The organism is Gardnerella sp. DNF00983 (assembly GCF_049244265.1).
In the GTDB taxonomy this organism is placed as follows: Bacteria; Actinomycetota; Actinomycetes; order Actinomycetales; family Bifidobacteriaceae; genus Bifidobacterium; species Bifidobacterium vaginale_J.
The window spans coordinates 64,706-86,501 of the sequence record NZ_CP058392.1; the positions used below are offsets into that span (position 1 = coordinate 64,706).

The following is a 21,796-nucleotide window of genomic DNA, read 5'->3' on the forward strand; positions in this document are numbered from 1 at the left end:
CATTGCGAATTTATATCAAATATGATAGCCTTGCACTTTGTATGCGAACGTGGCGGAATGGTAGACGCGCTGTCTTCAGGTGGCAGTGAGCGTATGCTCGTGCGGGTTCAAGTCCCGCCGTTCGCACTCGTCAAAAAGGCTGGAATTGCAAGGGTTTTGCCTCTTACGATTCTGGCCTTTTGTGCAAGTATAGTGCAAATATAAAGCAGCTATATTGCAACTGCAGTGCAAAAAGTGCGAATGTTGTACAAACTTCTCGAGTATTGTACAAACTTCTATTTATTACAAGCGACGGTGATGTAATGAACACTAACGATGAACTAAATATCAATAATGTAAATAACAATTCTTACGAACCGCATATTGGCCGCGAATCTCACGTTGTGCCGGGCCATTTTGGTGAGCCTTTAAAAGTTACGAATGCTCAGTATTCGCAAGGTAATGCTTCAGCTCATCCAACGCATCCGCTGCTTTTGCTCCTTCACGGTTGGGGTTCTAACGAGGAAGATTTGTTGGATTTGTTGCGAGTAGTGGCACCGTACAATGATGCAATTGCTTTACGCGCTCCGCTTAAGCTGGCAGAAGGCGCTTACAGTTGGTTCCACGATGCTGTGCCGCAGCGAGAAGATTTAGATTACGACATGTATGCTGCCGCCGTATCAATCGACGAGTGGGTGCGTGAAAATATTCCATCAAATCGCAACATTGTGCCATTTGGTTTTTCGCAAGGAGCTGCGCTCGCAGTGCACGTTTTGCGTTTGAATCCTGCGCGTTATCGTGCAGCTGTTTCGCTTTCTGGGTTTATAGCTCCTAATGCTCCTACTTCTGCATCTGAAATTGCTTTGAAAGACGACGATTTAGCGGAACGTAATACGCCTGTATTTTTCGGCTACGGATTAGAAGATGACGTGATTCCTCCTTACGAATTTTCGGCTGCTGCCGCGTGGCTTGAAGAGCATACTTGGCTAGAAGAACGTCGTTATCGCGGACTGGATCATGCTGTTGATATGAACGAAATTGGCGATATTCGCAAATGGTTTGTAACTCACGATATTTCTTCTGGGCTTATGTAAATTTATTTGGATTATGTAAATTTATTCGATTTTGTTTTTTCTTAATCTGTAAATTAATCTGTAAAGTGATTTCATGAATATGCGCGATGAGATAGTATTTGCAATGAATCAAGCCTTGGATTTGGCTCGAGAGTCTGCTTCTGCAGGCGAAGTCCCAGTTGGAGCAGTTGTGCTTGATGGCGACGGCAATATTATTGGCAAAGGCGCAAATATGCGCGAGCAGAGCGCTGATCCTTTGGCTCATGCTGAAGTGCTTGCTATGAAAGATGCTGCTATCTCGCGCAAATCTTGGAATCTATCTGATTGCACTTTGGTAGTAACTCTTGAACCTTGCCCTATGTGTGCTGGGGCTGTGCTGCAAACGCGTCTTAAACGCGTGATTTTCGGCGCATGGGATGCCAAACTTGGTGCGTGTGGGTCTGTGTGGGATATTTTGCGAGATCCTCATGTTGGTTCGCGTCCGGAAGTTATTGGCTCAGTATGCGAATCTGAGTGTGCTCAACTCTTGCGAAACTTTTTTGAAAATCATCGTTAGATAAGTGTTGCATTATTTTTTTTTTAATGTTGCGTTTAATTCAAGATAACGCAGTGCAGGAAAAGTAATTTTTTTTAGCGTGTTTCCCTTGTGTTCATTCTAGCAAAATGTTATAGTTGCGGTAACGTTACCGCATGAGGTAAGTTGAAGAAACCGACAATTGTGGGAACGTTATCTCAATTTGCGGATTCTATTCAGCGCTGATGAAGCTGCTCATTGAGAATAAGATTGCACAGAGGCTCTTATGCATGGTTGCATAGTGCTGTTTTTCTCCAACGAGAGGAGTATATGGAAAAACGTAGTATAAAACATGGAGTACAAGCTAAAATCAAAACATATCGATAACAGTGCAAAATTGTTAACACTGGTTGAGCATAAGAGATGAGCTGGAGGTGTCATGTCGTACATTACGATTCGCGATGTTGCGCAACGTGCTGGTATATCAGTATCAACTGTTTCTCGCGCATTGAATAATACGGGTCGTATATCGGCAAACACTAAGGCGAAAGTTGAGCATGCAGTTGCGGAACTAGGTTATATACCAGATTCTCGCGCTCAGGCGATGCGGTCATCTCGCACTAAGACAGTGGGGTTACTTGTGCCAGATATACGCAATGCGTATTTTGCTGAGCTTGCGTATACTGTGCAAGACTCGTTGTTTGATGCCGGCTATTGTGCGTTTATTGGAACATCTTCTGAGAGTGCAGCTCGTCAAGATTCATTCATTACAAGTATTCTTTCTCAACGCATTGATGGTGCGATTATTGTGCCTCAAGGTGAGGAAACTGATGCTATGAGAATGTTGATGGAGCAGCATCTTCCACTTATGTTTATGGATCGACATGTGGAGCCTCGGACTGGCGATTTGATGCATGTGCCAGTTGTGGATTCGGATCCAGAGCAAGGTATTCGTGACGCATTATTGGATGTTAAACAACATGGTTTTTGCTCAGTTGGCTACGTGTCGGGTCCAATTATCGCTTCACCGTCACTGCAAGAACGTGAACAAGTATTTCGTACAGTGGCTTCGGAGATATTTGGCGAAGAACATGTATTTGTAGAATCTACGGGATTTGAACAATCCTCATGTGCTAGCGTGTTGCATCGCATGATTAGCGTTGGTGTAAAAGCGCTTATTGTAGGTTATTCGCCAGATGCGCTGCGAGTGATGGATGTAATGGCTCGTGAAGGATTAGTGATAGGCAGTGATATTTCACTTATCTCGTTTGATGATGTTGAAATATTCCGCTTAGCAACGCCGCGTATTTCTACTATTTCGCAACAAGTTCAGCGCATTGGTCGTACTAGTGCTGCACTTTTTTTGGATATGTTAGAACATAATGTTGATGTTCAATCGCAGCGAGTAGAAACTATGTATATTCCGCGTGAATCGTTAGGAAATGCGTAGCTGTAAGGCTGTTATTCTATAGCTTGACACTATCGTTATTGATTTTTGTACCGTGATTTTGTAAGCGTGTGCAGCAATCGCCTGAGCGTACCGTTGTTGTTACGTTTTTGCATGCACAGTGCGGCATAATTCTCATCCAAAGTACAAGCGTAATGTAGCGTAATTTATTGCATTTTCGTGGCAGCAGTGGTGCTGTAGCGAAGAAAGAGGTAGGACATGACGGAACTATCGCTAGTAGGAGTATCGAAAATATTCGGTAATTCTACGGTAGTTGACAATGTGTCTGTAACAGTAAAACCAGGTGAAGTGCATGTTCTCCTTGGTGAAAATGGTGCGGGCAAGTCAACAGTTATTAAGATGATGAGTGGCATTTATCAGCCAGATAAAGGTCATATTGAGATCAATGGTGAAACAGTGCGAATTCCTAATGTGGATACTGCTCGCAAATTGGGCATTGCTGTGATTCACCAAGAGTTAAATTTGGTGCCAGAACTTTCTATTATGGAAAATTTGTTCCTTGGTATGCTTCCTACGAAAGCTGGTTTTGTTAGTCGGTCGACGATGCGTGCTCGTGCGGAATCTGCATTGCAAGTTATCGGTTTAGATGAAGATGTCAATAAGCCAATGGGACAACTTGGTGTAGCTCGTCAACAAATGGTAGAAATAGCAAAAGCACTTATGCAACATGCATCTATCATTATTCTTGATGAACCAACAGCTGCTCTAACAAAACCAGAATGTGAACAGTTATTTAACATTATGGAAGATTTAAAATCCAAAAATGTTGGAATGGTGTTTATTTCTCATCATTTAGATGAAATTGCGCGTATTGGTGATGTTGTAACTGTACTTCGCGATGGCAAATACGTCGATACTGTTGATGCGCAAGTTCCTGAGAAGGAACTTGTAAAACTCATGGTAGGTCGCGATATTACAAATCAATTCCCTCATGGCAAACGTAGTCAAGGCAAAGAGCTGCTAAAAGTAGAAGGCTTAACGCGAAAAGGTACGTTAGAAAATGTATCCTTCAGCGTTCATGCTGGCGAAGTTGTGGGTCTTGCAGGTTTGGTAGGTGCTGGTCGTACCGAAGTTCTTCGTGCAATATTTGGTGCAGATAGTTATGATTCAGGTTCAATAACTGTTGATGGTAAATCTATTGCAAAAGCGAATATTGCAGGAAGCATCGCAGCTGGTCTTGGTTTAGTCCCAGAAGATCGTCGAGTACAAGGGTTGATTCTTGAAGCATCTGTTGCAGAAAATTTGGGAATTTCTACATTAGTTACTACAGCACATGCAGGATTTGCGGATTTGAAAGGGCAGCGTGCTCGCGAGGAAGAAACTGCAAAAAAATTGCGTATTCGTATGGCAAACATTGATCAACTCGCTGGTTCGCTATCTGGCGGTAATCAACAAAAAATCGTGTTCGGCAAATGGTCTATGGCGAACGTGAAAGTGCTATTGCTGGATGAGCCTACTCGTGGTGTTGATGTTGGTGCTCGTGTAGAAATTTACGAGTTGATTAACAGTATCGTAGAAAATGGAGGTGCTGTGCTGATGGCATCCTCAGATTTGCCTGAAGTGCTTGGCATGTCAGATCGCGTATTGGTGATGTCGAACGGCAGAATCAGCGGTGAATTAGCTGCAAGCGAGGCTACGCAGGAAAGTGTGATGGAACTTGCAGTGACTCACCTTAATACATCTGGTATTTGAGCATACAGGAATGAGTAAAACCTTACTGCTTTCAATATGAAACTGATACATGAGTCATATTGAAATCTTAAAAATTAAAGTTACCAATCAAACGTAAAACTTGCATACAACAATTTATTGCACACAGCAGTGCAGTGAGTTATAGCAAAATTTGTTAAAGGAGTATAAATTATGGCTGCTACGAGTAGTGCAAAATCTGAGCATTTGGGATACGGTGCAGTTGATAAAGGATTTTTGCCTGCAGCGAAAAAGTTTGCATCACGCAATGGCGCTCTTATCGGCTTGATTATCTTGTGTGCTGCGCTTTCGTGCGCCACGCCAGCATTTTTGACAAGTGTGAATATTCTCAATGTGGGTATTCAAGCTGCGACAGTTGCTATTTTGGCATTCGGTCAAACCTTTGTTATCGTGTCCGCTGGTATTGATTTGTCAGTAGGTGCAGTGGCTGCAATTTCTAGTATGTTGGTTGCGTATACAGGCGTTTCTATGGGTTTGCCACCAGTGTTAACTGTTGTTGTAGGCATAGTAACCGGTGCGCTTTTTGGCCTTATTTCAGGTGTTGCAAACGCTTTTCTTAAGTTACCGTCGTTTATTGCTACATTGGCAATGATGTCTGTTGCGCGTGGACTTACCCTTGTTATTTCAGATGGTCGTCCTATTTCCACCTCTGGCATGGTGAATTTCTTTGGTGCCAACATATTAGGTATTCCAATGCCAATTGTGATGATGATTATCATGGGCGTTTTTGCTGCAGTAATACTGAACTTCACCACTACTGGTCGTTCTATGTATGCTGTTGGTGGAAATATGGAGGCTTCTCGCCTTTCTGGCATCAATATTCATAAAACACAAATTATGGTGTTTGTTTTTTCCGGTATTTTCGCTGCCATCGCTGGTTTAGTTATTGCCGGTCGTTTACATTCCGCTCAGCCTCAAGCTGCCACTGGCTATGAAATGGATGCTATTGCTTCTGTTGTTATCGGTGGTGCTTCGCTTTCGGGAGGTAAAGGTAAGATTTCTGGCACTTTCGTAGGAGCAATTTTGTTGGCTGTAATTCGTAATGGCTTGAATATTTTGAATGTTTCCTCCTTCTGGCAGCAAGTAGTTATTGGTTTGGTTATTGCCTTTGCTGTGAGCCTTGACACTTTGCGCCGCAAGGAAGATACGCACTGACAGCAAATTAATACTTTTTATAAACTTGATCTTCTCGTAGGAAGGAGATGAATCTTGCAAATGTTGATTCGTAAGTGGCGAGTAATCAATATTTTCAGCAAGAATTGAAACGATTTTGGAATATTATAACTGAACTTTATAACTCAAAACTACGTAACAATAAGGTAAAGAGATGGTGAAACATCAGCCTTATGCCACTGCAACATTGTGGATTTATCGAACTAAAACTTGCGGTAGCACAGGGCAATAATCAAAGGAGATATGATGAATTATCCAATTATGCGTCGAGGCGTAAAGATTGCTTGCGCGTTTGCAGCAGCATCTGCACTTATTGTCAGCATGAGTGCATGTGGTAGTACTAATGGTGGCGATAAAGTCGCATTGCTAGTTTCTACTTTGAACAATCCGTTCTTTGTGGATTTGCGTGATGGTGCCCAAGCTGAAGCAAAGAAACTTGGTGTTGATTTGCAAGTTTCCGACGCTCAGAATGATTCTGCAAAGCAGCAGGATCAAGCGCAGAATGCTCAATCACAAGGTGCAAAAGCTGTTATTATTAACCCTGTAGATTCTGATGCTGCTGGTCCTGCAGTTGCCCCGTTGCTAAGCGCGAACTTGCCTGTGATTTCTGTTGACCGTTCTGTAACTGGTGAAAAAGTTACTTCGCATATTGCTTCCGATAACGTTGCTGGTGGTGCTCAGGCTGCTGACACGCTAGCTAATAGTATGGGCAAAAAGGGTGAAGTTTTGGTTTTGCAAGGTATTCCTGGAGCGGCTTCTACTCGCGACCGTGGCAAAGGATTCAAAGATCGTATTAAGAAATATTCAAATATTAAAGTTGTAGCAGAACAAACTGCTAACTTTGACCGTGCTGAAGCATTAAATGTGGCTACTAATTTATTGCAATCGCACCCGAATGCAACCGGCATTTACGCCGAAAATGACGAGATGGCATTAGGTGCCATTCAAGCATTAGGAGCTAAAGCTGGTAAAGAAATTAAAGTAGTCGGTTTCGATGGAACTGCTGACGGTATGAAAGCTATTAAGGCCGGCGCAATGGCTGGAACAATTGCTCAGCAGCCAAAGGAACTTGGTCGTGCTGCCGTTGCTGCTGCTGTAAAAGCTATTAAGGGGAAAAGTGTTCCAAAGACTGAGCCAATTACTGTGAAAACAGTGACAGTAAAGAATGTGGGTGATTTTGAGTAATACATATTTGCATAAAACTATGTAATTCTGTGTATAAACATTAAAGTTTATGTTGAGTAATTTTATAGATTAATATAGCTAATGCAAAATTTATATGGCGCTGAGAGCATTCATGATGCTTTCGTGAAAATAATCGCAACAGTAAAATTTATTAATACCGTATGATTTAGTGTTCTCAACGCCATTGTTTTCTTAATAAGATTTTTATCATATATGTTCGTGGTGGCGCACTTGTTATAAAAGTGATGATCATTGTTGATGTCACTTTTATGAGCCACGATATGGGGTGAATTATGTTAACTCATGGTATTTTGAACGCACAATTAGCAGCTGCTATTGCAAAATTGAGGCATAAGGACCAATTTGTTGTTTCTGACTGTGGCTTGCCTGTCCCAGCGGGCGTAGAAGTTATTGATTTAGCTTTGGTTTTTGGGATACCGCGATTTCCTGATGTGCTTGCATCAATAAAGGATGATCTTGTTCTTGAATCTGGTATTATGGCGGAAGAAGCTCGTGATGATGTTCCAGAAACATGGGTCAAGGATTTGCTTGGTGTGCCATTGACTTATGTGCCGCATGATGGCGAACAAGGATTTAAGGCTCTTGTTTCGCAAGCTAAATTCGTGATTCGAACGGGTGAGACTACTCCGTATTCTAACGTGTTGCTACGTTGTGGTGTTCCATTCTAAGCTTTGTTTTGCGCAATATTTAGGGAGAATTATGTGTAGTTATCATATGCTTGACTCGTTGGAGAGTTTAGAAAAGATTAAAGTCATTCAGCCTGTTAACGTGGCTTTGCAACACGAGACATTGCCTGCGTTACGAAATATGAAGATGCCTACTGTAGCGATAGTTGGTTCTATGAATGCGGATTATACTATTGTTGCTAATCGTCTTCCTATGCCTGGTGAGACCATTAAAGGTAACGAAATACGAATACTGCCTGGAGGTAAGTCAGGTAATCAGGCAGTATCTGCTGCAAAGCTTGGTGCGCACGTATGTATGTTCGGTGCTGTAGGCGATGATGCTAATGCTGATTTTCTTACTGGTGCTTTGCGAGAATCTGGTGTTGATACGACGTATGTACGTCATGTACCCAATTGCAACAGTGGCGCAACAGTGATTACAGTGGATGCGCAAAGTGGCGAAAATACTATTGTTTATGCGCCTGGATCTAACTCGCAAGTTGATATTGATTATATTCAGTCGCCATCTGTGCAAGCTGCTATTACTAATGCAAAAGTATTAGGGCTTTGCTTGGAAAGTCCATTAGAATCGGTTACGATGTGCGCTCGCTTAGCGCATGAGCATGGCGTAAAAGTTTTGCTTAATAATTCGCCTTTTTTGGATACATTACCGCAAGATCTTATACGATCTGCAGATATCTTACTGGTCAATGAGCATGAAATGGCACAGCTATTGCATATTTCAGAACCAGATAGCGGTGATTGGGATTCATTTGATTGGAAGCATACGCTTCATGCAATGCATGAGTTTGGCTTTAATGAGGCAATAGTAACACTTGGCTCACGTGGGTCTATGGTTTTGGATTATGCTGATAATTCGGTGCATCGAATTATGGCTCAGCATGTCAATGCCGTTGATACTACGGGTTGTGGTGATGCTTTTATGGGTACCGTGCTTGCGTGTTTGTCTGTGGATATGCGGTTGGTTGATGCAGCGTCGCTCGCTTCTTATGTAGCTGCATATGCTGCTACTGGATTTGGTGCACAAGCTTCTTACGGTACAGTTGCTCAAATTCGTCAATTTTTTCACTTGTAAGTAGGTGATGCATGCATAAATTGTAAGTATATTCAGTTGACGTTCGCGCCTTGCCGATGTACAGAATTTTGACATTCTTCTAAAACTGTGTAATATGCTATAAAAACCAAAAAGCAGTTGGCTGATTTTAGTCACTACAATCAGCCTTACTGCTTTTTACTATATTTACAGTCGCTTCGACGAATTTTCATGTATACACGAATTTCGCCTAAGCACATTTTTACCTAAAAGGAGGTGTCACTATGAGTGGCATGAAATATGCAATGATCGGTTCGGGAGCTATGGGATATCGCTATGGCGTTTTGTTGCAGGAAACGGCTGGCATTCATGTTGATTTCATTGATGCCTGGGATGAAAATGTGAATAAGGTCCGCGAGCAAGGCGGCGTAATGGTGAGTCGCGACCATGAAAACCGTCATTTAGTGCCGATTAATATGTATACGCCTGAAGATTATGACGGCGATCCGGACGTGTGGATTGTGTTTATGAAGCAAATGCAGCTTGCGGAAATGTTGGAGCGTTGTAAGCATTTGTTTAAAGAGCATCAGGTTGTGTTTGCTGCAATGAACGGCTGGGGACACTTCGAAAAGTTGCAGCAATATTTCCCGGATGACCACATTTATGGCGGAACTGCAATGATTGCAACAGTTTTGAACGGTCCGGGCGACGTTGATTTTATTGGTAAAGTTGGCGTTGGCACCATGAACATGTGCGCGTTGAACGAGCAGGTGAGCAATGTTGAGCTTGCTATGCGAGACGACTTTAAAGCTGCAGGCTTGAATCCTACTATTACGGAAGATTTCAAGGGTACGTGCATGGCGAAGGTAGTTTTCAATTCTGTAGTTAACACTTTGTGCACAATGTATCAGATTCAAATGGGTCAGTTTATTTCGTATCCTGGCGCTATGGATATGGCTCGACAGCTTATTAACGAAGCGTACGACGTGTGCGATCGTGCTGGAATTCGTATGGTTAATACGCGTCAGCAGGAGTTGGAGGCTATCGATTACGTAAGTCGTGTTGCAAATCCTTTGCACTATCCTTCTATGTACCAAGATATGAGTCGCGGACGAAAGACTGAAGTCGATTACATCAACGGATATATTGCAAAGCTCGGTCGCGAAAATGATTACGTTTGCCGCACTCACGAATTCTTAACGCATGGAGTTCATCTGGCGGAACTCGCGTTCAAGCTTCATAATCAGCAATAATTTAGAGAGTATCCCTATAACTCTTGCAATGAATGAGAAGGAGGCGCGGCTCGCGGTTTTTACTGCGGGCCGCTTTTTTATTCTTTTAACTGTACAAGTATAGTGACTTTCATATACACTTGTGAAAAGTATAGTAAATATACATGTATTAAGTATATGCGTGGATTGTCTGTAGAAAAGTTAGGGTAATAAATATGGTTACAGTCGCTCCAATAAGCACTATGGTTCCTATTAGTGCTTTTAGTAATGGTAAATCTGCACAGGCTTTTGCTAAAGTGAGTTCTGGTATGCCAGTTACGGTTTTAAAAAATAATCAACCAATGTACTTCATTATTGACCGCGAAGATTTTGAGCGCTACCAATCGCTTGAGGAACAACTTCAAAAGTATATTGAAGAAGCCATTGAAAATAAAAACGAAGAAGCTCGCGCGCAAGTTCAAAATCGCGAATTCACTCATGAATCACATACCGCTTCTGATATGATGGATTACTTAAATGGTCTGTGAAAAGAGACGTCTTCTTACAATCAAGTCATTTGATAATGACTACAAAAAGATTCGTAAAAAGCATATTGATACTGAAGATTTTCTTGCTGTATTTCAGGCTCTCATAGATAATAATCAACAGCTATTAAAGAGTAAATATCGTGATCATGCTCTTACTGGTAGTTGGAAAGGTTACCGTGAGTTGCATGTGCAGCAAAATTTACTACTTATTTATTGGGTTGATGGCTTGTCTGTTTCTTTAGTCTTGGTAAGAGCGGGGAATCATGATGAATTATTCTCCAATGCTCATACTAATTCTAAAATTATTCACAAGTATTCTGAGATGGTAAGTAATACTTTAGCGTTGCTTGCAAAATCCAAAGATAGCTGAAATATAAAATAATAGAATATAGATTATAAAAATAATTAATGGGGATTAAATGACTACTTTTGACAGAGCAAACTTGCCGCAATCCGTGCGCACGAACGGCGCTACGCCAAACCCTTGGTGGGCGAATGCAGTAGTGTATCAGATCTATCCGCGAAGCTTCCAAGATACTAATGGAGATGGCATTGGTGATTTGAGGGGAATTACTTCTCGCCTCGATTATTTGGCTGATTTAGGTGTTGACGTGCTCTGGCTCAGCCCTGTTTACAAGTCTCCACAAGACGATAACGGTTACGATATTTCCGACTATCAGGATATTGATCCACTTTTTGGCACTTTGGAAGATATGGACGAGCTGCTGGCTGGAGCTCACGAGCGTGGCCTTAAAGTCGTGATGGATTTAGTAGTAAATCACACTTCAGATGAGCATGCTTGGTTCCAGGCTTCTAGGAATGCTTCGAGCGATTACGCAGATTGGTATTGGTGGAGACCTGCGCGTGAAGGTTGTATGCCTGGTGAGCCGGGTGCGGAGCCGAATAAGTGGGGTTCGTATTTCGGCGGTTCCGCGTGGACTTACGATCCGAAGCGCGGAGAATACTATCTTCACCAGTATTCTCCAAAGCAGCCAGATTTGAATTGGGAAAATCCTGCGGTTCGCGCTGCCGTGTACAAAATGATGAATTGGTGGATGGATCGCGGAATTGACGGCTTCCGTATGGACGTGATTACGCAGATTTCTAAGCATGTTGATTCTGAAGGACGTTTGCCTGGGGAGACTGGCTGCCAGATTGAAGATTTGCCGGCTGGTGCTGACGGCTATTCTTCGCCATTCCCGTTCTGCTCGGACGGTCCTCGTTTAGACGAATTCTTGCGTGAGATGCGTGCAGAAGTTTTCGAAGGGCGCGAAGGTTTCTTAACTGTTGGCGAAGCTCCGGGAATTTCTCCGCACCGTAATACTTATATTACTGACCCTGCTCACAGTGAACTCGACATGTTATTCCTGTTCAATCATGTGGATATTGATTGCGAAAACGGAACTAAGTGGAATCCTGTGCCGCTAAAGCTTACGGCATTAAAGCGCGTGATGGCTGAGCAGCAGCAAGCGGTAGCGGATGCTGGCTGGGCGAGTTTGTTCTTTAATAATCACGATCAGCCGCGTGCGCTTTCTCGCTGGGGTAGTGAGTCTAGCGAGGAGATGTGCGTGCGTTCCGCTAAGGCGATTGCAATGCTTCTTCACATGCATCGCGGTACTCCTTACGTGTATCAAGGCGAGGAAATTGGTATGACTAACGCGCACTTTACGCGTCTCGAGCAGTATCGCGATTTGGAAGCGTTGAATATGTTTAAGCAGCGCGTAGAAGAAGCACATATTCAGTCGGCTGAGTCGATGATGGATGCGCTTGCAAAGCGCGGCCGCGATAATTCTCGAACTCCAATGCAGTGGAATGCGTCTAAATACGCGGGATTTATGCCTTTTAATGTCGCATCGAAAAATAACGCAGAGCCGTGGATTAGCGTGAATCCTAATTATGTGGATATTAATGCGGCTGAGCAGATGGAAGATTCAGATTCCGTTTACTCTTTCTATAAGTATTTGATTGCGTTGCGCCATTCGGAGCCGATTGTTTCTGCTGGCTCTTGGAATTTGGTCGATGCGGACGACGAGTGCGTGTACGCTTTCGTGCGCGAGCTTACATCTGATTGCGCAAAGCAGGAAGATTCTGCAGAGACTGCTGCGGAATCTACTGCAAATTCTGCGGAATCTAATGCGGAATCTACAGAACGTATGCTCGTAATGGTTAATATGACTGATTCAACCGTGCCTATACCTACGCAGAGCGCGCAATTATTGCAAAATCGCGCTTCTGGCAGCTTTACAGCGCACGACGTAATGATTACAACCTACGACGTAAATCACGCGCTTATATCGCTTAAAAACGGTACGCTTGCGCCTTGGGAAGGTATAGCTGTTACTTTGCAATAGTTTTAATAGCGTCGCTTTGCAATAATCACTTTGCAATAGTTTCGTCTACTAATTTTGGCAGAGCTTTCGCAATATCTTCGCGAATAATACGCTCTGCCAAATAGTCGTATTGTGTAGAGCCCAAGTTCATTATCGTAATAGGCACTCCTGCGCGCGCGGCTAACGGCACAAGGCTGGCAGCTGGAAATACTTCCAGAGTGGAACCAATAACCCACAGCTCGTCCGCTTTAACTATTGCTTGCGCGCTGCGTTCCATAGCGCCTTCAGGAAGTGCCTCTCCAAAATAAACAACGTCTGTTTTTATGAGACCGTTACAAGGCATATTGCTGCGGTACGGCAGAGCGCGCCTGCAATGTGGATCTGGATGCTCGTCTAAATCTGCCATAATATCGGCAGTTTTATAGCTCGCGTGGCAGCTCATGCAGTGCGAAGTTCCAATGCTTCCATGCAAATTCACTATAATATCTGGGTTATTGCCAGCTTTTTCGTGAAGCGCATCAAAATTTTGTGTGGCTATGAGGTCGAGCATGCCTGCCTTCTCGAGTTTTACAAGTGCTTTGTGAGCTGTTCCCGGCTGTGCGTTCCAAACGGGCGACTCTTTTTGCCATCTCCAAGAATATATGCGTTCCTCTTTACTGCTTAAAAATGCCTCTATGTCATAAACGCTCATTTGTTCTGGGTGCTTAGTCCATACGCCGTCTGGACCGCGAAAATCTGGAATACCCGCGCTGGTAGATATTCCTGCGCCTGTGAGCACAACAATGTGATGTGCTTTGTTGCTCGATTGCTTGTTGCTCATTCTTCTGCTCCTTCTTTTATTAATGTCTGTTAATATCCTATTCTTATTTTCTTATTTTCTTATTTTTCTCTTTATGCGCTTTACGCTTTTTGTGTTTTTATTAGCTTTGTATTCTTTATAAAAGTTTATTTAATAAGTATCTATTTATATAGGTATTTCTTATTTCATAAATAGAGCTCATATATTTTGTGTGTACTGCTGCTGAGTTTGTGCGAGCGTTGTAAAGCAAGCGCTACCGCATTAAGCTCACTTTAAGTTAATCTTCTTTGGTCGTCAGATTACGCTTTCTTAATTAGTTTAAAGAAAGCGTAATTGTTTGCGCGCTTGCGCGGAAAGCACACTGTGCTTTCTGCATAAGCAAGCGCTACCGCATCGGGTTGCTTTTCGCGCTACGCTTTAAGCGAAAAGCAAGTCGATGCGACACTCCCGGTTTTGATGTTTTTGGGGCTATTTTTGATTATTTTTTGTTGGTTTTGATTATTGTTCCTGGTTTTGTGTTGGTTTTTGGGTGCTTTTTCGCGTTTTTCGACACGCCGGTGTTTTGGCTTGTTTTCAATGGTTTTGGGGTGTTTATTTTTGGTGGGTTTGCGTTTTAGCGTGGGTTGGTGTAAGTTTATCTCTTGCTGCTCAGCGCGGCTGGTTCTCCTCGGTTGAGGTTGATGAGCCGGCTGGTGTGGTGGTGGTTTGAGAACTCAAGAGCGTGTCTGTACTACTTATTAGTTAATTATTGCCAGTTCATTGCCTGCCTTGCAGATTGCAGGGTGCCTGAGAGATGGTTAAATGGTGGTGAGGTTTTTTGTTGGGATGTTCTTTCCTTAAAGAATGTCTCGTCTTTTTCTTTTATATTGGAGCCTTTTGTTGGCTCTTCATTGAAGTTTTTCGTGGAGGGTTCGATTCTGGCTCAGGATGAACGCTGGCGGCGTGCTTAACACATGCAAGTCGAACGGGATCTGACCAGCTTGCTGGTTGGTGAGAGTGGCGAACGGGTGAGTAATGCGTGACCAACCTGCCCCATGCTCCAGAATAGCTCTTGGAAACGGGTGGTAATGCTGGATGCTCCAACTTGACGCATGTCTTGTTGGGAAAGTGTTTAGTGGCATGGGATGGGGTCGCGTCCTATCAGCTTGTAGGCGGGGTAATGGCCCACCTAGGCTTCGACGGGTAGCCGGCCTGAGAGGGCGGACGGCCACATTGGGACTGAGATACGGCCCAGACTCCTACGGGAGGCAGCAGTGGGGAATATTGCGCAATGGGGGAAACCCTGACGCAGCGACGCCGCGTGCGGGATGAAGGCCTTCGGGTTGTAAACCGCTTTTGATTGGGAGCAAGCCTTCGGGTGAGTGTACCTTTCGAATAAGCGCCGGCTAACTACGTGCCAGCAGCCGCGGTAATACGTAGGGCGCAAGCGTTATCCGGAATTATTGGGCGTAAAGAGCTTGTAGGCGGTTCGTCGCGTCTGGTGTGAAAGCCCATCGCTTAACGGTGGGTCTGCGCCGGGTACGGGCGGGCTAGAGTGCAGTAGGGGAGACTGGAATTCCCGGTGTAACGGTGGAATGTGTAGATATCGGGAAGAACACCAATGGCGAAGGCAGGTCTCTGGGCTGTTACTGACGCTGAGAAGCGAAAGCGTGGGGAGCGAACAGGATTAGATACCCTGGTAGTCCACGCCGTAAACGGTGGACGCTGGATGTGGGGCCCATTCCACGGGTTCCGTGTCGGAGCTAACGCGTTAAGCGTCCCGCCTGGGGAGTACGGCCGCAAGGCTAAAACTCAAAGAAATTGACGGGGGCCCGCACAAGCGGCGGAGCATGCGGATTAATTCGATGCAACGCGAAGAACCTTACCTGGGCTTGACATGTGCCTGTCGACTGCAGAGATGTGGTTTCCCTTCGGGGCAGGTTCACAGGTGGTGCATGGTCGTCGTCAGCTCGTGTCGTGAGATGTTGGGTTAAGTCCCGCAACGAGCGCAACCCTCGCCCTGTGTTGCCAGCGGGTTATGCCGGGAACTCACGGGGGACCGCCGGGGTTAACTCGGAGGAAGGTGGGGATGACGTCAGATCATCATGCCCCTTACGTCCAGGGCTTCACGCATGCTACAATGGCCGGTACAACGGGATGCGACATGGTGACATGGAGCGGATCCCTTAAAACCGGTCTCAGTTCGGATCGTAGTCTGCAACTCGACTACGTGAAGGCGGAGTCGCTAGTAATCGCGAATCAGCAACGTCGCGGTGAATGCGTTCCCGGGCCTTGTACACACCGCCCGTCAAGTCATGAAAGTGGGCAGCACCCGAAGCCGGTGGCCTAACCCTTTTGGGATGGAGCCGTCTAAGGTGAGGCTCGTGATTGGGACTAAGTCGTAACAAGGTAGCCGTACCGGAAGGTGCGGCTGGATCACCTCCTTTCTACGGAGTTTTTGTGCACGCTCGGTTTGAGTGTGGTTACTGGTGTGGAAAACAATAGTTAACGTTTTAAATGAGTTTGTTGGGCATGCTTTTGGGTTCCCGGATTGCCACCCCCCTTTTTTTGGGGTTGCGGTCCTTGACCCGCAGGATTTCAGGTTGATGCTTTTTGGTGTTGATGCTGGTTTTGTGGTGTTGTGGTGGTTTGAGAACTGGATAGTGGACGCGAGTAAAATGCGAGACTTTTTTGGTTTCGATTTTTTTGCTTTTATCAATTTCAACCGGCTCCTTTTGTTGGAGTCGCTTGATCGTTTTGTGATCGTTTAGTGTGATGATTTTTTGTCTAGAGAATTTTGCTGATGGGTTCTTACTTTAGTGTTTGTCACTGGTAAGGGCGTATGGTGGATGCCTTGGTAGACAGGACCGATGAAGGACGTGACGGGCTGCGATATGCCTCGGGGAGCTGCCGAGTGGGCTTTGATCCGAGGATTTCCGAATGGGGAGACCCGGCCACTGTTATGAGTGGTCACCACAGTTTTTGTGGGGGGTACGCAGGGAAGTGAAACATCTCAGTACCTGCAGGAAAGGATACTCCGTGAGTAGTGGCGAGCGAAAGCGGATCAGGCTAAACCGGGTGCGTGTGATAGCCGTCAGGTGTTGCGCATTCGGGGTCGTGGGATGGACTGTTCAGCCTCTGACGGGGTTGAGGAGAGTGATAAAATGTCGTGCTAGGTGAATGGGATTGAATTCCCAGCCGTAGAGGGTGATGGCCCCGTAGCTTGTCGTGCGATGTCTCTTTATGTTTATTCCCAAGTAGCGCGGGACTCGTGGAATCCCGCGTGAATCTGCCCAGACCGTTGGGTAAGCCTAAGTATTCCTGTCTGACCGATAGTGTACTAGTACCGTGAGGGAAAGGTGAAAAGCACCCCGGGAGGGGAGTGAAATAGTTCCTGAAACCGTGCGCTTACAATCCGTCGGAGCCTTCTTTGTGGGGTGACGGCGTGCCTATCGAAAAATGAGTCTGCGAGTCAGTGGTATGTGGCGAGGCTAACCCGGGTGGGGGAGCCGTAGCGAAAGCGAGTTTTAAAAGGCGTTTGAGTCGCATGTCCTGGACCCGAAGCGGGATGATCTAGCCCTGAGCAGGTTGAAGCGCGGGTAAGACCGTGTGGAGGACCGAACCCACCTAGGTTGAAAACTGGGGGGATGACTTGGGGTTAGGGGTGAAAGGCCAATCAAATTCCGTGATAGCTGGTTCTCTCCGAAATGCATTTAGGTGCAGCGTCGTGTTATTGCTTACAGGGGGTAGAGCTACTGGATGCTTGCGGGCCCATACCGGGTACCAATAGCAGCCAAACTCCGAATACCTGTTAGGTTTATCACGGCAGTGAGTCGGCGGGGGATAAGCTCCGTCGTCAAAAGGGAAACAGCCCTGATCGTCGTCTAAGGTCCCGAAGCGCGTGCTAAGTGGGAAAGGATGTGGAGTCGCATAGACAGCCAGGAGGTTGGCTCAGAAGCAGCCATCCTTGAAAGAGTGCGTAACAGCTCACTGGTCTAGTGGTTCCGCGCCGACAATGTAGCGGGGCTTAAGCACGCCACCGAAGACGCGGCTGCATGATTTGTTTCATGCGGGGTAGGAGAGCGTCCTGTATGGGGTGAAGCGGCAGTGTGAACTTGTCGTGGACTTTACAGGAGTGAGAATGCAGACATGAGTAGCGAGAGACGGGTGTGAATCCCGTCCGCTGAATGACTAAGGGTTCCGGGGCCACGTTCGTCGTCCCCGGGTGAGTCGAGTCCTAAGGCGAGGCCGACAGGCGTAGTCGAATGGATGAACGGGTTGATATTCCCGTACCGGTGTTACACCGTTCGAACTGAATCTGAGAGTACTAACCTTCATTTATGGGCTGGCTGCCTTTCGGGGTTGTTGGCTTGTTTGTGTTGGGACTGTATCGGTAGTAGGTTAGCGTGGGAGTGACGCGGGTAGGTAGCCGGCTGCGGAGGTGGTTTTCCGTGGCTAAGCGTGTGGGCTGTCTCCTAGGTAAATCCGGGGGATGTTAAAGCTGAGGCGTGATGGGTAGGCTGTAAGGCTGATTCCGGTGATCCTGCTTGCCGAGAAAAGCTTCAACGTGAGGTGTGATTCCGCTCGTACCCTAAACCGACACTGGTGGTCTGGTAGAGTATACCGAAGCGATCGGGCGAATCCTGGCCAAGGAACTCGGCAAATTACTCCCGTGCCTTCGGCATAAGGGAGACCCCTGATGGTGATGTTTTTTACAAGCGGAGCTGTTGGGGGTGGCACAAGCTAGGGGGTAGCGACTGTTTACCAAAAACACAGGAGCGTGCGAAGGCGTAAGCCGCTGTATACGCTCTGACGCCTGCCCGGTGCCGGAAGGTTAAGAGGATCCGTTAGCTTCGGTGAAGCGGTGAATTTAAGCCCCGGTAAACGGCGGTGGTAACTATAACCATCCTAAGGTAGCGAAATTCCTTGTCGGGTAAGTTCCGACCTGCACGAATGGCGTAACGACTTCCCCACTGTCTCGGCCAGGAGCCCGGCGAAATTGCAGTACGAGTAAAGATGCTCGTTAAGCGCAGAAGGACGAAAAGACCCCGGGACCTTTACTATACCTTGGTATTGTCGTTAGGTGTGGATCGTGTAGCATAGGCGGGAGGCTGTGAAGCGTGGGCGCTAGCTTGCGTGGAGTCGACAGGTGAAATACCGCTCTTTCCATATCTGGCGTCTAACCTCGACGCGTTATCCGTGTCAGGGACAGTGCCTGGCGGGTAGTTTAACTGGGGCGGTTGCCTCCTAAAGAGTAACGGAGGCGCTCAATGGTCCGCTCAGCCCGGTTGGCAATCGGGTGTTGAGTGTAATCGCACAAGCGGGCTTGACTGTGAGACTGACGGGTCGAGCAGGGACGAAAGTCGGAGATAGTGATCCGGTGCCGGCGTACGGACGTGGCATCGCTCAACGGATAAAAGGTACCCCGGGGATAACAGGCTGATCATTCCCAAGAGTCCATATCGACGGGATGGTTTGGCACCTCGATGTCGGCTCGTCGCATCCTGGGGCTGGAGCAGGTCCCAAGGGTTCGGCTGTTCGCCGATTAAAGCGGCACGCGAGCTGGGTTCAGAACGTCGTGAGACAGTTTGGTCTCTATCCTCTGCGCTCGTTGGAATGTTGAGGAGACCTGCCCATAGTACGAGAGGACCTGGGTGGACGAACCTCTGGTATGCCGGTCGTCACGCCAGTGGCGCTGCCGGTTAGCTACGTTCGGAAGGGATAACCGCTGAAAGCATCTAAGCGGGAAGCCTGCTCCAAGATAAGCATTCCTTGCACTTTAGTGTGTGAGCCCCCATGTAGAACACGTGGTTGATAGGCTAGACGTGGAAGCCCTGTAAGGGGTGGAGCTGACTAGTACTAATGGGCGATGGTGACATTCTTCCTCACTTTTACTAGTGGGGAGGGTGAGTTCCTTTTGAGTATTATTCTTCTAGCGTTAATGAGTACTGAATGTTTTGCTTAACGATCGGTTGATAAAAGAGTTTTTATTCGCGTTCATGTCCGGTTCCCAAACCGCCACGTGTTGCCACTCACTGTTGGTGAGTGTATAATTTAGTTTTGCGGTGGTCATGGCTCAGGTGAGACGCCCGGTCCCATTCCGAACCCGGAAGCTAAGGCCTGACACGGCGAGGGTACTGCACTCGATAGGGTGTGGGAGACTAGCACGCTGCCGCATTAATCTTTCTAGCGGGGAGTTTTTAACTCCCCGCTTTTTTTATTACACGCACTACTATTATTTATTCCCCACTACTGTTTTTTGGGGTTATAGGCCGAAAAGTGTGTAAAGTTAAGCTGATGAATCTTCTGCGCGTATAAGCCACATTTTAAACACTGTTACAAATTCAGTCGAGTATCCAAAGAAAGTAACGGTCATTACTCAAATACTGTTACAAATTCAGTTGAGTATCTGAGAAAGTAACGGTCATTACTCAAATACTGTTACAAATTCAGTCGAGTATCTGAGAAAGTAACGGTCATATGTTACTCGCGCAGTATGTAATCTACGTTAATAACGAATAAGCGGGGTTATACGTTACTCGCGCAGTACGCTATCTGCGCCAGTAACGGAAAACGACCGAAACTGTGCAACGGTGTAAAGTTTATGCCGCCTACGCGCTAAACCGCAACGCTCAAGCAGGTCGTCAGCGCATACACTCCAAAACTCACGCCACATTATGCGTAGTATAAGTAGTTTTCTATCTTTAATTGTTGCCTTTGTACAATAAACATCGAGAATGTTGAAAATTATTTAATAAAATAAGTACTACAATATAAAATGTATTTCGTGCACGAATACGCTTTATAGAGGAGAAGAAGTATATGGTTTACTGTAATTCGTGTGGTGCGGCTAATGATGATAATTCAAGTTTTTGCAACTTATGCGGGGCAACTTTAACTGAGTGTTCACTTCATACAGGTCAATCAGAACCGCAGCCTTATAACGCAAATAATGTGTCACTTCAGCAAGCTTACTATCCTAGAAATCAGCAATATTTCTATAGCTCTGAAAACTATGTCAATTCGCAAGAATCTGCTGTTAAAGATAAAAAGCTTAAAACTAGGAGAAAAGCAGTAATTGCATCAATAATTTTTTTGATACTTGTAGTTGGAGCAATTGTAACTTATTTCACGCTGCAAAACCTAGTATATTCTCCTGAAGCAACGGTTAAAAATTATTTAAATCTTGTTTCTCAAGGTAAGTATACTCAAGCAACGAGTGAATATACTGATGCTAGTCCTCGTGGTTTTACTTACGTAAATCCGCATGAATCACTGTTTACAGACAAATTTGCAGGCGACGCAAACTCTCGTATTTCAAATGCTAAAGTCTTGTCGTCAACTCCTTACGAATGTATTGCTGGAAAATATTACAAATATGTAAATATGGGGAAGGCAAAAAAATCTACTTGTTATAAAGTTAAAGTTAACTATAACGTCGGAGATAAAAACGTTAACAGAACATTATATTTAAGATATGATTCAACACAACTGTTTATGTTTAAAAAATATAAGATAGATTCTATCGGTACCGCTACTTCTATATCGGTAAAGGTTCCTAGTAATAAACAAAAAATAAAAATAAATGGTAAAGAAGTGGAACTCTATGGCTGTTACGATAATGGCACTTCTGCTTTTGATGTTATTTTTGCATTACCAGGAATTTATAAGATAACAGCATATGACAAATATGGAACATCAAAAGATTTTGTAATAAATACCGCAAATGTCAGGCCGGAAAATTCTATAGATGTTGACACAGTAGGAAGTGATGATTACTAAAAAGTAATGGTTTTAGTTCAAATCTAGTTATGCGTTCACATATTAGAAAAATGTAAAACTTACAAATCGCTCCTGCCTTCGTATTTTTTGACGAAGGCAGACCTCGCTTGCTCAGGGTTGAAAGCACACTGTGCTTTCAACCCTGAGCAAGCTCGGCGCTCCGAATTGCTTTCGCGCGCTTTGACCGAGCTTGAAATCAACGGGATTTCAAGCTCCTTCAAAGCGTGATTTGGCATGTGAAGCACACTGTGCTTCACATGCCAAATCAGCCGAACGGCTATGCCGTGGGGAATAAGCGCGAAAGC

16 protein-coding genes, 1 tRNA gene and 3 rRNA genes are annotated in these 21,796 nt (G+C 45.3%); 19 read left to right on the forward strand and 1 reads right to left on the reverse strand.

Annotation, left to right across the window (positions count from 1 at the left end; all coding sequences use genetic code 11):
- Positions 1-43 precede the first annotated feature (43 nt).
- The 13 genes from HXT34_RS00260 to HXT34_RS00320 all read left to right on the forward strand — a co-directional run bounded on the left by HXT34_RS00260 (position 44) and on the right by HXT34_RS00320 (position 12,952).
- Positions 44-126 (forward strand) — tRNA-Leu (locus tag HXT34_RS00260).
- 176 nt (positions 127-302) lie between these two features.
- Complete coding sequence (locus tag HXT34_RS00265; RefSeq protein WP_421784884.1) at positions 303-1,073, forward strand: alpha/beta hydrolase; 771 nt, start codon at positions 303-305, stop codon at positions 1,071-1,073.
- 73 nt (positions 1,074-1,146) lie between these two features.
- Positions 1,147-1,608, forward strand: a complete 462-nt coding sequence (locus HXT34_RS00270) for a nucleoside deaminase (protein ID WP_421784886.1) — start codon at positions 1,147-1,149, stop codon at positions 1,606-1,608.
- A gap of 397 nt (positions 1,609-2,005) precedes the next feature.
- Positions 2,006-3,016, forward strand: coding sequence for a LacI family DNA-binding transcriptional regulator (locus HXT34_RS00275; protein WP_415688906.1), 1,011 nt, complete (start codon positions 2,006-2,008; stop codon positions 3,014-3,016).
- 216 nt (positions 3,017-3,232) lie between these two features.
- A complete protein-coding gene (locus tag HXT34_RS00280; RefSeq protein ID WP_421784888.1) occupies positions 3,233-4,726 on the forward strand; it encodes a sugar ABC transporter ATP-binding protein in 1,494 nt (497 codons plus the stop codon).
- Between the two features lie 171 nt (positions 4,727-4,897).
- Positions 4,898-5,899: an ABC transporter permease gene (locus tag HXT34_RS00285; RefSeq protein ID WP_415683123.1), complete on the forward strand. Its 1,002-nt coding sequence runs from the start codon at positions 4,898-4,900 to the stop codon at positions 5,897-5,899.
- Positions 5,900-6,163: 264 nt separating this feature from the next.
- Positions 6,164-7,102: a D-ribose ABC transporter substrate-binding protein gene (locus HXT34_RS00290; protein ID WP_415687035.1), complete on the forward strand. Its 939-nt coding sequence runs from the start codon at positions 6,164-6,166 to the stop codon at positions 7,100-7,102.
- A 293-nt stretch (positions 7,103-7,395) separates the two neighbouring features.
- Positions 7,396-7,791: a D-ribose pyranase gene (gene rbsD, locus HXT34_RS00295; RefSeq protein WP_415683122.1), complete on the forward strand. Its 396-nt coding sequence runs from the start codon at positions 7,396-7,398 to the stop codon at positions 7,789-7,791.
- A gap of 46 nt (positions 7,792-7,837) precedes the next feature.
- Positions 7,838-8,884, forward strand: a complete 1,047-nt coding sequence (locus HXT34_RS00300; RefSeq protein WP_004109420.1) for a ribokinase — start codon at positions 7,838-7,840, stop codon at positions 8,882-8,884.
- Positions 8,885-9,126: 242 nt separating this feature from the next.
- A complete protein-coding gene (locus HXT34_RS00305) occupies positions 9,127-10,095 on the forward strand; it encodes a ketopantoate reductase family protein (RefSeq protein ID WP_415687034.1) in 969 nt (322 codons plus the stop codon).
- Between the two features lie 194 nt (positions 10,096-10,289).
- Positions 10,290-10,601 (forward strand): prevent-host-death family protein, encoded by a 312-nt coding sequence (locus tag HXT34_RS00310; protein WP_415683121.1) that lies wholly within the window; start codon positions 10,290-10,292, stop codon positions 10,599-10,601.
- The gene (locus tag HXT34_RS00315; protein ID WP_415683120.1) at positions 10,591-10,971 is read left to right on the forward strand and encodes a type II toxin-antitoxin system YafQ family toxin; all 381 of its coding nucleotides are present in this window, start codon (positions 10,591-10,593) and stop codon (positions 10,969-10,971) included. The genes HXT34_RS00310 and HXT34_RS00315 overlap by 11 nt, the downstream gene beginning before the upstream one ends.
- Before the next feature lie 49 nt (positions 10,972-11,020).
- The gene (locus HXT34_RS00320) at positions 11,021-12,952 is read left to right on the forward strand and encodes an alpha-glucosidase (RefSeq protein ID WP_421784892.1); all 1,932 of its coding nucleotides are present in this window, start codon (positions 11,021-11,023) and stop codon (positions 12,950-12,952) included.
- Between the two features lie 25 nt (positions 12,953-12,977).
- Here HXT34_RS00320 and HXT34_RS00325 read toward each other — a convergent pair whose 3' ends face one another.
- Positions 12,978-13,751, reverse strand: a complete 774-nt coding sequence (locus tag HXT34_RS00325; RefSeq protein WP_415687625.1) for an SIR2 family NAD-dependent protein deacylase — start codon at positions 13,749-13,751, stop codon at positions 12,978-12,980.
- A 541-nt stretch (positions 13,752-14,292) separates the two neighbouring features.
- Between HXT34_RS00325 and HXT34_RS00330 the strand changes: the two genes are divergently transcribed.
- From HXT34_RS00330 to HXT34_RS00355, 6 genes are all read left to right on the forward strand, one after another.
- On the forward strand, positions 14,293-14,439 hold the full coding sequence (locus HXT34_RS00330) for a hypothetical protein (protein ID WP_415687626.1): 147 nt from the start codon (positions 14,293-14,295) through the stop codon (positions 14,437-14,439).
- Between the two features lie 190 nt (positions 14,440-14,629).
- Positions 14,630-16,156: ribosomal RNA gene (locus HXT34_RS00335) — 16S ribosomal RNA — on the forward strand.
- A 42-nt stretch (positions 16,157-16,198) separates the two neighbouring features.
- Positions 16,199-16,480, forward strand: coding sequence for a hypothetical protein (locus HXT34_RS00340; RefSeq protein ID WP_421784895.1), 282 nt, complete (start codon positions 16,199-16,201; stop codon positions 16,478-16,480).
- 51 nt (positions 16,481-16,531) lie between these two features.
- Positions 16,532-19,591: ribosomal RNA gene (locus HXT34_RS00345) — 23S ribosomal RNA — on the forward strand.
- Between the two features lie 179 nt (positions 19,592-19,770).
- Positions 19,771-19,887, forward strand: a 5S ribosomal RNA gene (rrf, locus tag HXT34_RS00350).
- The 16S, 23S and 5S rRNA genes sit together here, the layout of an rRNA operon.
- 644 nt (positions 19,888-20,531) lie before the next feature.
- Positions 20,532-21,491: a zinc-ribbon domain-containing protein gene (locus HXT34_RS00355; RefSeq protein WP_415683090.1), complete on the forward strand. Its 960-nt coding sequence runs from the start codon at positions 20,532-20,534 to the stop codon at positions 21,489-21,491.
- Positions 21,492-21,796 lie beyond the last annotated feature (305 nt).